Genomic DNA, 13,420 nt, shown 5'->3' with positions numbered 1-13,420 from the left:
CCTATTACCTATTCCCCAGCGCAAAGCGCTGTATGAGTAATGAGTGCCGTACCCATTACCCATTACTCCTGACGGATTATCCACCCACCGTTAATGAAGGTCGTGGTGTATCCCCTTCAACAGCTCTGCGATAGGACTCTACATTATCGTTGTAATCAATCGGGAGGACAGCAACTACGTTCTCGTGGGGACGGGGGATAATCACCCAAGATTCTAGGGTCGCGCCGTAAGCCTTTTCTACAGCGTCTATTCCTGCATCCATCGCCGTTTTGACCTCAGAAACATCTCCCCGGATATTTACCGTAAATCGAGCGCTCCCAACGCGAATATAGCCGACTAAGGTAATCCGTCCCGCTTTTACCATTGCGTCAGCAGCAGCCAAAATACCTGGGAACCCTTTAGTTTCAATAGCTCCAACAGCTTGCTGTCCCATAATTGTTGCTCCTAATGTTAATCAATAACCATTTTTATGCAAGATTTTATTGTAGGGGTTTAGGGGGTCACTTGAGTCAACAAAATGGGTAATGGGTAATGGGTAATGGGTAAAACCCGGTTTGCCTATTCCCTATTCCCTATTCCCTACTGCCTAGCGAAAGGGTTCACTGACTTCCGTGTAGTCGATGGGAAGTACGGCTTGGACATTTTCGGGGGGATTGGGGACAATGTAGTGCATCATCACTTTGCCTCCGTAGACTTTTTCCGCTTCCTGAATGCCCACTTCCATTGCTGGCACAACTTCGGATGTCCCCCCACGAATCGCTATGACAAAGTTGCCACTTTCGGCACGGTCGAAATAGACTAGGGTTACTCGTGCTGCTTTAACCATGGAATCAGCAGCAGCGAGAATGGAAGGAAATCCTAGGGTTTGGATGACACCAACAGCTTCAGGCACAGTTTTTCTCCTTTTAGGGGCATTGAGGTGAGTTCACAAAGGTGATTTCACTATTATTGTAGGGGAGAAAGGCGATCGCGCTGCTTTGGTTTTAAGCTAATTTAGCTTCTAGAGATTTGAGCAATTCTGTATTCACCCCAGATTCACGGGTGAGGGCAATTTTACCGGTGCGGGCAATTTCCCGAATGCCAAATTTTTGCAGCACTTGGACAATGGCGACCATTTTCCCCGGGTCTCCGACAACTTCCAAGGTTAGAGAATCTTCCGCTACATCCACGACACGGGAGCGGAAAATATTGGCTAACTCAATAATTTCCGAGCGACTTTGAGCCGGAGCATTAACTTTGAGCAACATTAATTCCCGTTCTACACAGGGGCTGTCCGTTAAGTCTTGTACTTTGAGGACATTAATTTGTTTGTAGAGTTGTTTGGTTATTTGTTCGATAATCTTGTTATCTCCAGGTACAACCATAGTAATCCGAGAGACTCCAAGCTGTTCGGCTGGCCCGACGGCTAGACTTTCGATGTTAAAGCCGCGACGAGCAAACAAACCAGAAATGCGACTTAAGACTCCAGCTTCATCTTCTACCAGTACAGAAAGGGTATGTTTCATAGTTGCTTCATCCGCTTACAGGTGATACAATCAGGTTCTGATTTTAGGTTTAATCTTACAGTATACGCCATAGACCCAACTATGATAGGAGGCTTGACTCGGCGATCGCCGACCCTATAATCCTTTCTTAAGATTAATCTGGGTTAATCACTCAATGAATCAGTACTGTACCAACCTTAAGACCCTTCAGTCCCGCTCAGAAGCACTCAAAAGGGTCACAATCCTGGTCTAGAGCAAGAAAGAAGTTAAAAATGTAGGGCAATTCAAAATCTGTCAGTTACAATGACAGAAAATCATCCATTTTGCCCACCTCTCCCACCAATTAAGGAATGGGGAGGTTGTGTGTAAACCTGATATCGGGTTCTCCTGAACCCTTAGATTCAATAGCCTACCATTGTTCTATCCCTAGAAAAACGAAAAACGCCTGTGGTTGACAAGAAAAGAAATCGCGATCTACCCCAAATTAACGAACGGATTCAATATCCCAAGGTTCGAGTCATTGATGGTGAGAACAAACAACTTGGCATTCTATCGCTCAAAGAGGCCCTAAAGCTTGCACAACAAGAAGAACAAGACCTGGTTCTAGTCAGCGATAAAGCCGATCCCCCGGTATGCCGAATTCAGGACTACGGAAAATTTAAGTTTGAGCAAGAAAAGAAAGCCCGCGAAGCTAAGAAAAAACAGCACACCTCTGATGTTAAAGAAGTGAAAATGCGTTATAAAATTGAGGAACATGATTACAATGTGCGCCTCAAGAACGCCAGGAAGTTTCTCCAGAAAGGAGATAAAGTTAAAGCAACAATTAACTTTAAAGGGCGGGAAGCCCAGCATAGCGATTTGGCAGAAGGGTTGCTCAAACGCTTGGCCAAAGATCTAGAAGAAGAAGCCGAAATACAGCAAGAACCGAAGCGGGAAGGGCGCAATATGATGATGCTTCTCTCGCCGAAAAAACAGTCATAAGTCATACTCTACTTAGGTGAACAGAGACTCTCTTGAGAGCCTAGGTAGAGCTAGACCGATGTAAACGACCAAAATATGGAACTCAACTATCAGGGACGCAGCTTAAACCGGTGGGGACAACGATTCTTCCAATGGTTTAACCTTCGGCCAGACGAAAGTGAGCGTACAGTATTAATGCTGGCGTTTTATACCGCAAGTTGTGTGGGACTCAGTTGGACAGAAGCGAGTACCGCTGATTTGTTCTTGCAACGATTTGGAGCCGAATCTTTACCCTGGATTTATATTGCTAGTGCTGTAATGGGTTCAGGATTAGGGTTTTTGTATGACTGGTTGCAGACCCTGCTCCCTTTGCGTAAGGTGATTGTGATTACAGCCGTACTGATGGCGATCCCCTTATTTCTATTACGCCTAGGGTTAGATCTAGTTATTATCGCCCCCATCTTGATTTTTTTGCTGCGCCTGTGGTGTGAAGCGATCTTTATTCTCAATGAACTCAATACCAGTATTTGCGCTAATCAACTGTTTAATATTCGAGAAATCAAGCGCACTTATCCACTGATTTCTAGTGGGATTCTGATGGCCGATGTGGTCAGTGGATTTTCATTGCCGGTGCTGTTAACGTTTCTGCGAGTCGAGAATATCCTCATTTGTGCCAGTGTCTTGATGTTTGTGGGGGGAGGCGTTGCATTTTATCTGACTCAAAATTATCAGCAATTTTTTCCCGATACTCCCAATCGTGTCTCTCAAGAAGAAGCGTCAGACTTTACCCAGCGCCGGTTAGGTCGTCCGGTATGGCGGTATGTAATTCCCTTAATTCTGTTCTTTTTCGTTGCCCAAGGGTCTTTGCAGTTGGTTGAATTCCAGTTTTTTGACCAGCTTGAAAAAAAACTTAATTCGGGAGAAGTTGCCAGTTTTCTCGGGTTTTTCAATGGTGTTTTGGGAATCTTTGAACTGGTTCTGCAATGGTTTGTTTCTTCTCGGTTGATTGAACGCTTGGGCGTATTTGTGGCTGCGTCCTTACTGCCCGGAATGATGGGGATCATTAGTTTGGTGTCGTTGGGCAAGGTGGCAGATTTATTTTGGTGTCTGATTACGCTGAAGTTTTTTGATGATTTGTTGCGCTATACGGTGGTCTTGGGGTTGGGGCCGGCTCTGTTTCAGCCGCTTCCAGAGAGTATTCGTAATGGTATCCAGACTTGGCGGGCGATCGCCGAACCGATCTCAACTGGGGTAACCGGTTTGTTGCTCTTGGGAACGATTTGGTTTTGCAATCAAATTCTGCCCCAATTTCAAGACCGTCAGTCAGATATCTTCCTGTTCCAAACCATTCTCATTGCCTTGGGATGGTTATTAGCCATTTTCTTCCTCCGCTCTGGGTATGTGCAACTGTTGGTGTCGAGTGCCAAAAGTGGCCGCTTAGGGGTCTCGGATGTGGATTTGCGATCGCTACAACGCAATGTGGCCGAAACCCTCAAACAACCGGGAGCAGAAGAAGATAAGCGCTCTTGCATTGAACTGCTCAACCGGTTTGACTCCCAAAATATTAACGAGGTACTGGTTCCCCTGCTCCCTTCCCTCTCTCCTGCTCTACAACGCCAAAGCTTAGAGGTGCTACTGGAACATCCCCAACCCAAGGATGTGGAATCCATTCGCGCTCTCACCCAAACCTCCTTACTACCCGATGTGTTGGCTCTTGCCCTACGCTACATTTGGCTCACGGAACCGGAACCCGATATCCGTCAGTTACGCAGCTATCTGCAACCGGCGGTCGATCCGGTGGTGCGGTCAACGGCGGCTGCTTTAATGTTACGACGAGGGAATGCGAAAGCTAAAGCGGAAGCAACGAATACCCTGCGACGGATGGTTACCAGCGAACAGGAACGGGAGCGGGTGATGGGATGTCGTGCTTTGGGGGAAGCGGTGTATATGCAAGCGCTACGGCTCTATGTGCCCAATTTACTTCAGGATGATTCCCTGCGGGTGCGCTGTGCCCTTCTAGAGGCGATCGCCGCTACCCGTCTAGAAGAATATTATCCCTCTTTGCTGCGCGGTCTTTACTATCAATCCACCCGTGAAGCAGCGTGTAAAGCTTTAGTGCGCTTACGCCATGAAGCCATTCCCCTATTATTAGATTTAGCCCGTGATATCTATAAGCCCGATCTAGTGCGCATGTACGCTTGGATGACCATTGGTGATATTAGAACGCCAGAGTCCTTGCATGTCTTAACCCAAAATTTAATGGCTTCCTGGGGAACCACTCGGCGCAATATCCTCAAAATCCTGATTAAATTACCCGATGATACAGGGATTGAACAGGTACAAGCCGTCTTAGGGCGATCGGGGATTGAATTATTAATCGATCAAGAACTCATGTTTATCGGGCAGCTCTATGCAGGACGTTTAGATCTAGCTGAGGATCGAGTTTCAGGTCGAGAAGCTCAATTGTTACAGCGATCGCTCGCCGATCTCGAAACAGATTCTATTGATCGCTGCTTCTTATTGATGAAGTTCTTGTATCCCATCCAGAGCGTACAAGCGGCTGCCTTTAACCTTCAGTCCAATTCCATGAGCAGTCAAGCGAAAGGGTTAGAAATTTTAGACAATATTGTAGATATTCCCCATAAGAAAGCACTGTTAACGGTACTCGATCAATACGCGATCGCCGAAAAACTCTCTTATCTGGAAGATTTATTCTTATATGAACCGCTCAGTCCCAGCGATCGCCTGCGCCATCTTCTCGACCTTCGTCATTTTCTCTCAGATTGGCCCTTAGCTTGCTGTTTCCATGTCGCTCAAGCCTTCCGCTGGAGTACCACTACTGAACATATTCTGGCTGGACTACGGCATCCGAGGGGGTTTGTACGGGAAGCCGTCTTGAATTATCTTAAAGTAGCAAGCCCTTCAACCTTGAGTCAATTGTTGCCTATGCTCAAAAACGATCCCGATCGCCTAGTGGCTGGCCAAGTTCAAGCCTTAATTGAAGAGTGTGGACTCTCCCATATTCAGGACTCCTCACCCTCAATCTTGAGTGAAGATGCCTCAGATTTCCCCATCCCCCCATTTCCCTATCCCCCATCCCCCTAATCCCGACCCGGAGAAGTTATGTTAAGTAGCGTTGACCGCTTGCTGTTTGTGCGAGGTGTTCCCATCTTTAAAGAGTTACGGGATGATTTTTTAGTGCGATTGGCCTCGATTATGGATGAGTTATCGTTTCCCGCTGGGCAAACGATTTTTACGCAAGGACAAGAAGGACGCTCTCTGTATATTGTGGTCTCCGGACGGGTAAGGGTGCATATTGGCGATCGCGATTTGGCTTATTTGGATAAGGGAACGACCTTTGGAGAAATGTCCCTGTTTGATGCAGAACCGAGATCGGCTTCTGTAACGGCGATCGAAACCTGTGATTGTTTGGTTTTAACTCAACAACAACTCTATGATGCCATTGATGAAACTCCAGGCATTGCGGTTAATATTATTCGCTTGCTTTCTCGACGTATTCGCGAATTAAACCAGAAAATTAATGCCCAAGAAAGTAAGATTCAAGAATTACAATTATCTAGCAAGCATTAGGAAGTGGTAGGGAATAGGGAATGGGGAATAGGGAATGGGGTCTAATCCTTATGTAGGGGCAAAAAATTTTCGTCCCTACATAAATGTCTCAGTGTTATTTGAATTGACTATAATTATTCATCATTCATCAATCCTTGAATCAGCTCGGTATAATACTCCGTTCTTACATTAAGGTGTTGGGCGAATTTCAGCCCTCGTTCAAGGGCAGCTAGGGCTTGTTCTCGTTGATCGAGAGCACTATGGATCTCGGCAATGCGTTCATAGGTGTTCATCATGCCATAAGCATCATAGGCTTGAGCTTGAGTCCCTAGAAGCGAGCGATAAACGGCTAAAGCTTCGGGGAATTTCTGTTGGTTGTTATAGAGTATTCCCAAGGATTGTAGAGCTTCGGCAGCATAGGCAAGGTGTTGCTGTTCAAAGGCAATCAGGTAGGCTTGTTCGTAGAGTTGGGCACTGGTTTTAAGGTTACCTAGGGTTTCGTAGTGTTTGGCGATCGCTATTTGTTCCTTGGGAATTGAATTAACTTGCCCTAATCGATCGTACAGGTTAATGAGATTCAGTCGCGTGGCGATCGCTCCTTCCCACTCCTCCATCTGCTCGTAACTATAGGCTAACTGTTGATAAGCCTGAATTTGAGTCAGAACATCCTCCTGTTCTTGGGCAAAACTCAAAACCCCTTCATATCCGGCAACGGCTTGGGGATAATCAAACCAATTGAGGTGGGTTTGGGCAATTTGCCCTAGAAGTGTATTTTGTTGCTCCTCATTAGAGTCTTCAATTGCCAGATGTAAGAGTTTCTGATAGACTCCTACAGCAGATTGGGGCGATCGCAATTGTTGATAGGCAACGCCCAATTCCTGCAACGTTTCCTGGTCTGTGCCTTCCACGTCTCCCTGAATTTGATCTAACCGAGCCATAATTTGCCGAAGCATCACTAACTCCCCCTCCGACCAAGCAATAGCTCCAACTCGTGAGAGTGCTTGGATTTCTGGAATGATTCCTAATCCTTGGCGTAACTCTAATTCCTGCTGCCAGAGTTGAAATGCTTCAGGTTGATTTCCCTGTTGTAGTAACTCTAGGGCTTCTTCATGAAGGGTTTCCACATCTGAAGATTCTACAACGCGATCGGAGAGTACAGGCTCGGCCGCAACGGGCAAAGTCCATAACCCCCCCAATAGGCAAAGTATCCAAGGAGCCAGATATAGCACTACAGACTTGGGAGTCGGAAGTTGGGAGTCGGGAGTGGAAGTCATGATATCCATTAAAAATTAAAAACTAAAAATTGCCGGAGACAAGGGGACGCGGAAATTACTGCCTACTGCCTACTGCCCACTCCCTATTCCCTTGCCATTACTCCTTAATCAAACCTAACTTTTGCTTCAGTTTTACCCATTTCATCCGCAAGCGCCAAGCTTTATTGGCTTTAATCGCCGCTAATTCCAGGTTACGGTGATGCAGTTGACTATTGAGATCTTGCAATTGGGCATTCAGTTGAGCTTGAATGTCAGCCGAGAGGGTATGGGTATTTTGCAGTTGGGCACTGGTGTTCACCAATTGTTGGTTAATGTTGACGGCTTCCGCGTGGGATTGATTCAGTACTTTTTGGGTTTGTTCCAGGTCATAATTGGCTTGTTCAAGTTGCGATCGCAGTTGATTCGCCATATGTTTGTAATGTTCGCATTCGGACTGAGTCTGAGCTAAGAGTGCTTTATTAGCCCGTATGTTTTTCTGAACCAGGGATTTTTGGTATTCTGATTCTTCATACTGCGATCGCATCCGTTGTAACTCTTGAGCGTGTCGATCGCATTCTTTCTGTTTAAGGTTCAGCAGTTTCTGATATTTTGTTGCATTGCCCACTTCCTGCCAACTGCTAAACGCCCAATCTTGGGGACTCAAGGCTTCAATCTTTTCCAATTCTGCATCCACATCCAGTTCCGCAGGCATAATCGAGTCTGCACTTCCCCAAGAACCCGCTAAGGTTTCCAACTCTTGATAGAGCGTAATGGCTTCTGGGAAAAATGCCTGAATGAGTGCTGGTTTACGGGTTTGGGAAACATCCCGTTGGAGTAATCCCGGTTCAATTACTGAGGGTTCTACAGCGCCTAAAGAGAGTTGCCATTTTGCCTCAAGTCCTTGTATCCACCCCTGCGGATCGCGGACAATAGTATCTAGATTCGCTAGGAAGCACCGTTCTGGATAGGCTCGGACAAATTCCAGCATCTGCTGATTGTAGTGCATCCATAATTCTACTGCCTTTTCGGGATAAGCTGCGACCACTTCATCGGAACTGCGACGATAGAGGGAATCGACTACTTCCCAGGGAGAGCGATAGACCAATATAAAATAAGCTGAGGGGACTAACTCAGCCCAAAACTTGAGAAATAGGGTGGTACGGGGGTCTTTCCATCCCCACAGAGGGCGTTGGGTTTTCTCTTTGAGCAGAAGTTTGGCGCTTTGCTGATAGCGAGGAGCGAGGATAAGTTCTGATTCTAGGGTGAGTCCGTCGATTTCTAGACCTTGGGAGCGGAGAACATTTTGGTGGAATTCTACGAAGTCTAAATCTTCAAAATGACCGCGATCGTTACCTATTGTAGTGGCGACGAGGCGATCGCCCAAATGAACCCCCACACTATTGAGCAAGGAGGCACTCAGAGAAGTACCAGAGCGATGCATTCCCCCCAGAATAAAAATGCCTTCAGCCAACCCTTTACCCGATGAATGTCCCGATTCTAAACTGGCGAGTTGTTCCAAAGTTTGGCACACGAGCATCCGTTCTAAATTTCCCGTCTCCCCTATCGCTTTAATCATCACTACATCGTCGCGCTGCACTTGACTATGATTCAGATGACACACCCAAGATCCTTCAACACGCGGGACACAGCGATGGATGATTTTATCATTCACCCACAATTCAATCGATTTGGCGGCCGTTTGTGCGTTTAAACTCCAGACTTTACCCTTAAATTCCCAATCTCCAGACGAGTTCAGTTCCGTACTTTCCAGACTTCCTTGGGGAGGATAGGTAAAGGTAAACGTTGACCAGTCTGGACTCGTATTTTTGCTAACAATATATAGATCTTGATGGTCAGCGAGTCCCTTGGGAATCCGGTGATAGGCTGCACTTGGCCCTAAGATTTGATTGAGGGAATGTTGGATAAATTCTTCGCTGACATAGGTTGTGCCATACACGGAAGGATCTAGGGTACGACTTTCGCTTTGGGGAATGAAATGAATCCCGGAGGCGGAGAGGGCGAAGGGATTCGGTGCTAGAGTAACATCATGGGTGCTAAAAATCAGGAGTCCTCCCTCACTCAAATTATGGTAGAGGGTTTTCAGCCAAGGCGCAAAGGTACTTTCGGGGATATGACTGAAGAAGGAACTGGCGAGAATACAGTCAAAGCTTTGGTCGATTTTGTACTCAGTAGGGGTGAGGGTAGAGGGAATCCCCTGAACTTGGAATTGTTCAATTTGAAATTGTACGGCTTCTGGATAGATGTCCGAAATCCAAATGTGTTCGGGAGGGAGAACTTGGGTAAGGAAGCGGGTAAAGCGTCCATATCCTCCGGCAAAGTCGAGGAATGTGGAGAGCTTATCCCAACTGCCAAAATGATGGGTGATAATTTGTTGGATGGCTTGGAAGATGCGGAGTCCATTGCCATGATAGCGGATAGCGGCTTGAGTCGGGTCACCTTCTGTGTTCTCTAGAGCCATGAGAAACATCTCGTCGTTGTCGGAGATGGTGGTATTGAAGGAGTTGAAGGAGGGAACCATGGCTTGTAAAAACGATGCTAAGATGCGATCGCTCCTTCCTTCCTCAAGCTGTTGATTGTCTATCATACTCACGATTGTTGACACTCCCCTCTACTCTATAGGCGCTAACCGTATATTGTATAACGCCATGGGCTAGCAATGAGTAATTTGACCATCTGTACGGGGTTGAACGGTTCCTTGGCAATATTCACAGTTATATCCATAGATAATCTATCAACTCACCAAGCTACGGTTTGTAGATTTTCAACTTCTTGAAAATGAGCATCTCGTGTTACCAACGTTAAATTATATTGTAAAGCTAACGAGGCAATCGACATATCATTTTCAGGTAAAGGGCAACCCTTAATCCTGAGTATATTTTTAACTTCACCGTATTGACGAGCAGTTTGCGTATCACACTCAAGAATTGTAGAGTTAGAAATTAATCCTTCAATTCTCTCTAGATTAGCTTCACATTTCTTGAATTTTCTTGCACCATAACACAATTGGCCAATAACGATACTTGGAATAAAGCAAGCTCCTGCTTGAGCGAAGTTTTCTTTAACTCTTGGTTCCTCAGCAAACAGGGCAATGATAATATCGGTATCAAGCAAATATCTACCATTCATCGATATCTATCCGATTACAGTCTTCCTGAATTGCTTCTGCCATGATTTGTAGATCTTCGGCTGGAATTGAACCAGCAAAACGGAGTAGTTTGTATCCTGGTGTTCCAGACGGTTCTGCTTGGATCTCAGCCAGCAGACGAGCGGCGATCGCGTCTTGCCAATCTTCTGGTAAGTGTTTGAGTTGGGCGATCGCCTCTTCCAGTAATTGAGTCATATTTCACGCTCCCAATCAACGGCTCTATCAGTTATTGTAACGAAGCTGACTTAAGATTCTACGAGAACTCATAAAATAAACGCCACATCTTCAGGAATTTGCCCGACATATTCAATGGCTAGGGGTTGAGAAGCCAACATTTCATAGATGTCATACTGGTTAGGAGAATGGGCAAGCACTTCCCCTTCTATAACCTCCATCTCGTCATCAAGGTCTTTATAGGCAATCAATAACCATTCCCCTTGATAATGCTGCTTCATGTGTTCAAAGGTCATTAACTGAGACATAAGAGGGTTAATCTTTTGATTTTATGGCACTGACATTGCGCTTAATGGGAAGTTTGACCAGGCGATCTTTGTGGGCTTGTTCTTTTTGTTTTAAGTCATTGAATATTGCTCGTAAATCATATTGAAACGATCGAGCATATTCTTCGCGATACTGATGAATTTCTTCAAGAATTTCATTTTTATACATAATTTAAGCCTCTAAGTTATATCCTATCAGTTCATAGGGGGTACAAATCACAGGCAATACCCTAAATCATTAGTCGCTCTGGCGTTGTGCAATTGCCATCAATAATCGTAAAGCTTCATTTACAGATTCTGCACTCGGAAACGCTTTCGCTACATCAGGATCGAGTAGCACTAGATTATTACCTGCTCGATAACGTTCTACATACTTACCTTTGACTCCTCCTGCTAACTGGGAAAAATCATACTCAGGTCGCAGATCGTCATCCATTTCATTAGGAATGTTATTCGTTTCCTTCTTCATAAAATCTTTGTTCCTGACGAGTAACTTTTCGGGCGCTAATAATTCGCACTTGATCCGATCGCTCCGTATGTGCAACAATCAGAAGCTGCTGCCATCTAGATAAACCAATAATAATATAGCGACTTTCTCCAACTGAATGATCTGGATCGGGAAAGGTCACAGATAGAGGATCGTTAAAGACAGTAGCTGCTTCTGGGAATGAAACTTGATGTTTCTCGTAGTTTAACTTTGCTTTATCTGGGTTCCACTCAAATTCCATGAGTTGTCTAGAGAGGCGATCGCCCCCTATCTTAGCATGAGAGGTCATTAGATTCTACAAAAACTCATAAAATAAACGCCACATCTTTAGGCAATCACTAACCCTTCCCTTTGATAATGCTGCTTCATTTCTTGAGGGGTCATTAGCTGAGAAAGAAGAGGGCTAATCATAGATTAGCCTGCGATCGTAGCAGAGCGATTGAATTAGTTATCGAGAAAGTATTAGATTATTTTTATTCATTTATTTACGCAATTTACCCAAAAAAGCAACTAGGTTTCCAGCAAATTTCCGAATATAAGGCGCAGCTTTCTTTGCAGCATCTATTACTTTAGATAGAACCTCAGCTCCTGTCCCTACTATATTCAATGCTGTTGCAATTCGATCTCCAATAGCTTGTTCCTGCTTTGAGTTCAGAGGAATATCTGACCCTGTGGGAGGACTTTCAACAGATTCATTATTTACATTAGTGTTTTGAGCGGGTTTCCCAGAATCGACTCCCATAGCATGAATCGTGCCTCCAGGAGGCTTGCGTGGAGTAGGTTTGAATCGCTCGATAGTAACCATCAGGTAAGGCAACATTGCATCCATCTTCATCCGTTTAAACACTGTTGTATACAATTCTCCTAACCAGAATTCACTATCAGGAGTGGTTTTGCTCTTATTATCAACTGCTACTGAAGGAATTAGTTCAGCAACTTCTTCTCCAACATACTGAGCAATTTCTGCTCGAATTAACTCAGTTCTTTTTCTGAGCTTTTCTGGGAAATCATTGCGTTCAACAAAACCTGCAAATGTAAATACAATAATAGATAAACCCCAAATCCCAGACCCGAATGATTCACTAATAAGCCGAATCGCTCGTTTTTCATCAGAACGTACTCTTGTCTCATGAAGAGGAGTAACAAACCACAAACAATCTACTTTCCGTAAATCAATACTAGACTTTATTTTACTAATATATTCTGCATCATTTTGTCCTTCTATCTCATCACATAATCCTGGAGTATCAATGACCCAAAAAGGAATCTCAGCCATTTGGGTATCAAAGGATTTTACACTGAAAGTAACTGGTTCATCATCTCCAACTTTACAAACTTTTTTTCCCATCAAAGTATTAACTGTACTGGACTTTCCCACTCCTGTTCTACCCACTAAAAGAAACGTAAATCCTCGATTCTTTGCCTTAATAATTTCTGAGAAAATCTTATGAATCTCAAACTCTTCAAAATCCATGTCAGCCTCCTATTTATATCTATCCGATCTATCAAGTTACTTTTGGCAAGGTAAAACGCGATCTCCCTTGCCCAGTCAATGTTTCGTCACTAATCCCTGACCCATACTTTCAAGTTATAAGTCAACTTTGTGCCTGGATCTAGCCAGTAGTGAACTCCGACAGTCGATGAATTTTTCTGAGTATATTTAGCGTCTCCGCGACCCACACCAGGATCGAGTTTAGTTATGGAAATTGCACTGACAGTTTTGTTTAATTCGATTTTCGATATTTTTCCGTTACAGGGAAAATCATCATCGCCCTTTTTACCGACCAACTTGGCTTCATAGGTCATTGATGTATTAATGGCAAGGCTTTCACTCATGGCTCATTTAGCTCCTGCTGTTGTTGAAGACTACGAGTTGCAGTTGCAGACTCCCTTTAGTTATAGAATCATTCTTTACAGTATAGGCTACTGGTTTTGATTGGCCTACTGACAAAAAGACAAATTTGGTCTATAACTTTGAACAACATTTTAATGATTTGTAA

16 protein-coding genes are annotated in these 13,420 nt (G+C 44.6%); 3 read left to right on the top strand and 13 right to left on the bottom strand.

Going from position 1 to position 13,420, the window contains the following annotated elements; all coding sequences use genetic code 11:
• Positions 1-76: 76 nt before the first annotated feature.
• The 3 genes from J7529_RS07385 to ilvN all read right to left on the bottom strand — a co-directional run bounded on the left by J7529_RS07385 (position 77) and on the right by ilvN (position 1,505).
• A complete protein-coding gene (locus J7529_RS07385; protein WP_271942574.1) occupies positions 77-433 on the bottom strand; it encodes a carbon dioxide-concentrating mechanism protein CcmK in 357 nt (118 codons plus the stop codon).
• 153 nt (positions 434-586) lie between these two features.
• Entirely contained in the window at positions 587-892 is a 306-nt protein-coding gene (locus J7529_RS07380) for a carbon dioxide-concentrating mechanism protein CcmK (protein ID WP_271942577.1), read from the bottom strand.
• Between the two features lie 91 nt (positions 893-983).
• Positions 984-1,505 carry an acetolactate synthase small subunit gene (ilvN, locus tag J7529_RS07375; RefSeq protein ID WP_271942579.1) on the bottom strand — a complete coding sequence of 174 codons (522 nt, stop codon included), beginning with the start codon at positions 1,503-1,505 and terminating at the stop codon, positions 984-986.
• A gap of 393 nt (positions 1,506-1,898) precedes the next feature.
• Between ilvN and infC the strand changes: the two genes are divergently transcribed.
• From infC to J7529_RS07360, 3 genes are all read left to right on the top strand, one after another.
• Positions 1,899-2,465, top strand: coding sequence for a translation initiation factor IF-3 (infC, locus tag J7529_RS07370; RefSeq protein ID WP_271942642.1), 567 nt, complete (start codon positions 1,899-1,901; stop codon positions 2,463-2,465).
• 75 nt (positions 2,466-2,540) lie between these two features.
• Positions 2,541-5,549 (top strand): HEAT repeat domain-containing protein, encoded by a 3,009-nt coding sequence (locus tag J7529_RS07365; RefSeq protein ID WP_318728450.1) that lies wholly within the window; start codon positions 2,541-2,543, stop codon positions 5,547-5,549.
• An 18-nt stretch (positions 5,550-5,567) separates the two neighbouring features.
• Entirely contained in the window at positions 5,568-6,035 is a 468-nt protein-coding gene (locus J7529_RS07360) for a Crp/Fnr family transcriptional regulator (protein WP_271942585.1), read from the top strand.
• 113 nt (positions 6,036-6,148) lie between these two features.
• On the opposite strand, the gene J7529_RS07355 is transcribed toward J7529_RS07360, so the two are convergent.
• The 10 genes from J7529_RS07355 to J7529_RS07310 all read right to left on the bottom strand — a co-directional run bounded on the left by J7529_RS07355 (position 6,149) and on the right by J7529_RS07310 (position 13,256).
• Positions 6,149-7,288, bottom strand: coding sequence for a hypothetical protein (locus tag J7529_RS07355; protein WP_318728449.1), 1,140 nt, complete (start codon positions 7,286-7,288; stop codon positions 6,149-6,151).
• 97 nt (positions 7,289-7,385) lie between these two features.
• Entirely contained in the window at positions 7,386-9,872 is a 2,487-nt protein-coding gene (locus J7529_RS07350) for a methyltransferase domain-containing protein (protein ID WP_318728484.1), read from the bottom strand.
• A gap of 152 nt (positions 9,873-10,024) precedes the next feature.
• Positions 10,025-10,414, bottom strand: coding sequence for a type II toxin-antitoxin system VapC family toxin (locus J7529_RS07345; RefSeq protein WP_318728448.1), 390 nt, complete (start codon positions 10,412-10,414; stop codon positions 10,025-10,027).
• Positions 10,404-10,628: a hypothetical protein gene (locus J7529_RS07340; protein ID WP_318728447.1), complete on the bottom strand. Its 225-nt coding sequence runs from the start codon at positions 10,626-10,628 to the stop codon at positions 10,404-10,406. Before J7529_RS07340 ends, J7529_RS07345 begins: the two co-directional genes overlap by 11 nt.
• Before the next feature lie 68 nt (positions 10,629-10,696).
• Positions 10,697-10,915, bottom strand: a complete 219-nt coding sequence (locus tag J7529_RS07335) for a hypothetical protein (protein ID WP_318728446.1) — start codon at positions 10,913-10,915, stop codon at positions 10,697-10,699.
• 7 nt (positions 10,916-10,922) lie between these two features.
• Complete coding sequence (locus J7529_RS07330) at positions 10,923-11,102, bottom strand: hypothetical protein (RefSeq protein WP_318728445.1); 180 nt, start codon at positions 11,100-11,102, stop codon at positions 10,923-10,925.
• Between the two features lie 69 nt (positions 11,103-11,171).
• Positions 11,172-11,402 carry a hypothetical protein gene (locus tag J7529_RS07325; RefSeq protein WP_318728444.1) on the bottom strand — a complete coding sequence of 77 codons (231 nt, stop codon included), beginning with the start codon at positions 11,400-11,402 and terminating at the stop codon, positions 11,172-11,174.
• Positions 11,383-11,661, bottom strand: a complete 279-nt coding sequence (locus tag J7529_RS07320) for a BrnT family toxin (protein ID WP_413038831.1) — start codon at positions 11,659-11,661, stop codon at positions 11,383-11,385. The genes J7529_RS07325 and J7529_RS07320 overlap by 20 nt, the downstream gene beginning before the upstream one ends.
• A 240-nt stretch (positions 11,662-11,901) precedes the next feature.
• Complete coding sequence (locus J7529_RS07315) at positions 11,902-12,894, bottom strand: GTPase (RefSeq protein ID WP_318728442.1); 993 nt, start codon at positions 12,892-12,894, stop codon at positions 11,902-11,904.
• A gap of 89 nt (positions 12,895-12,983) precedes the next feature.
• The gene (locus J7529_RS07310) at positions 12,984-13,256 is read right to left on the bottom strand and encodes a hypothetical protein (protein ID WP_318728441.1); all 273 of its coding nucleotides are present in this window, start codon (positions 13,254-13,256) and stop codon (positions 12,984-12,986) included.
• Positions 13,257-13,420: the final 164 nt, after the last annotated feature.

It is taken from the genome of Roseofilum sp. Guam (genome assembly GCF_017746735.1).
GTDB lineage: Bacteria > Cyanobacteriota > Cyanobacteriia > Cyanobacteriales > Desertifilaceae > Roseofilum > Roseofilum reptotaenium.
The sequence above is the reverse complement of the archived record's forward strand: the minus strand, read 5'-3'. Positions and strand labels throughout refer to the sequence as shown.

What these genes read in the sequence shown, in the direction of transcription:
- J7529_RS07385 (WP_271942574.1), bottom strand. Translation starts at nt 433, where the DNA reads ATGGGACAGCAAGCTGTTGGAGCTATTGAAACTAAAGGGTTCCCAGGT.
- ilvN (WP_271942579.1), bottom strand. Translation starts at nt 1,505, where the DNA reads ATGAAACATACCCTTTCTGTACTGGTAGAAGATGAAGCTGGAGTCTTA.
- J7529_RS07365 (WP_318728450.1), top strand. Translation starts at nt 2,541, where the DNA reads ATGGAACTCAACTATCAGGGACGCAGCTTAAACCGGTGGGGACAACGA.
- J7529_RS07360 (WP_271942585.1), top strand. Translation starts at nt 5,568, where the DNA reads ATGTTAAGTAGCGTTGACCGCTTGCTGTTTGTGCGAGGTGTTCCCATC.
- J7529_RS07355 (WP_318728449.1), bottom strand. Translation starts at nt 7,288, where the DNA reads ATGACTTCCACTCCCGACTCCCAACTTCCGACTCCCAAGTCTGTAGTG.
- J7529_RS07350 (WP_318728484.1), bottom strand. Translation starts at nt 9,872, where the DNA reads ATGATAGACAATCAACAGCTTGAGGAAGGAAGGAGCGATCGCATCTTA.
- J7529_RS07345 (WP_318728448.1), bottom strand. Translation starts at nt 10,414, where the DNA reads ATGAATGGTAGATATTTGCTTGATACCGATATTATCATTGCCCTGTTT.
- J7529_RS07340 (WP_318728447.1), bottom strand. Translation starts at nt 10,628, where the DNA reads ATGACTCAATTACTGGAAGAGGCGATCGCCCAACTCAAACACTTACCA.
- J7529_RS07335 (WP_318728446.1), bottom strand. Translation starts at nt 10,915, where the DNA reads ATGTCTCAGTTAATGACCTTTGAACACATGAAGCAGCATTATCAAGGG.
- J7529_RS07330 (WP_318728445.1), bottom strand. Translation starts at nt 11,102, where the DNA reads ATGTATAAAAATGAAATTCTTGAAGAAATTCATCAGTATCGCGAAGAA.
- J7529_RS07325 (WP_318728444.1), bottom strand. Translation starts at nt 11,402, where the DNA reads ATGAAGAAGGAAACGAATAACATTCCTAATGAAATGGATGACGATCTG.
- J7529_RS07320 (WP_413038831.1), bottom strand. Translation starts at nt 11,661, where the DNA reads ATGGAATTTGAGTGGAACCCAGATAAAGCAAAGTTAAACTACGAGAAA.
- J7529_RS07315 (WP_318728442.1), bottom strand. Translation starts at nt 12,894, where the DNA reads ATGGATTTTGAAGAGTTTGAGATTCATAAGATTTTCTCAGAAATTATT.
- J7529_RS07310 (WP_318728441.1), bottom strand. Translation starts at nt 13,256, where the DNA reads ATGAGTGAAAGCCTTGCCATTAATACATCAATGACCTATGAAGCCAAG.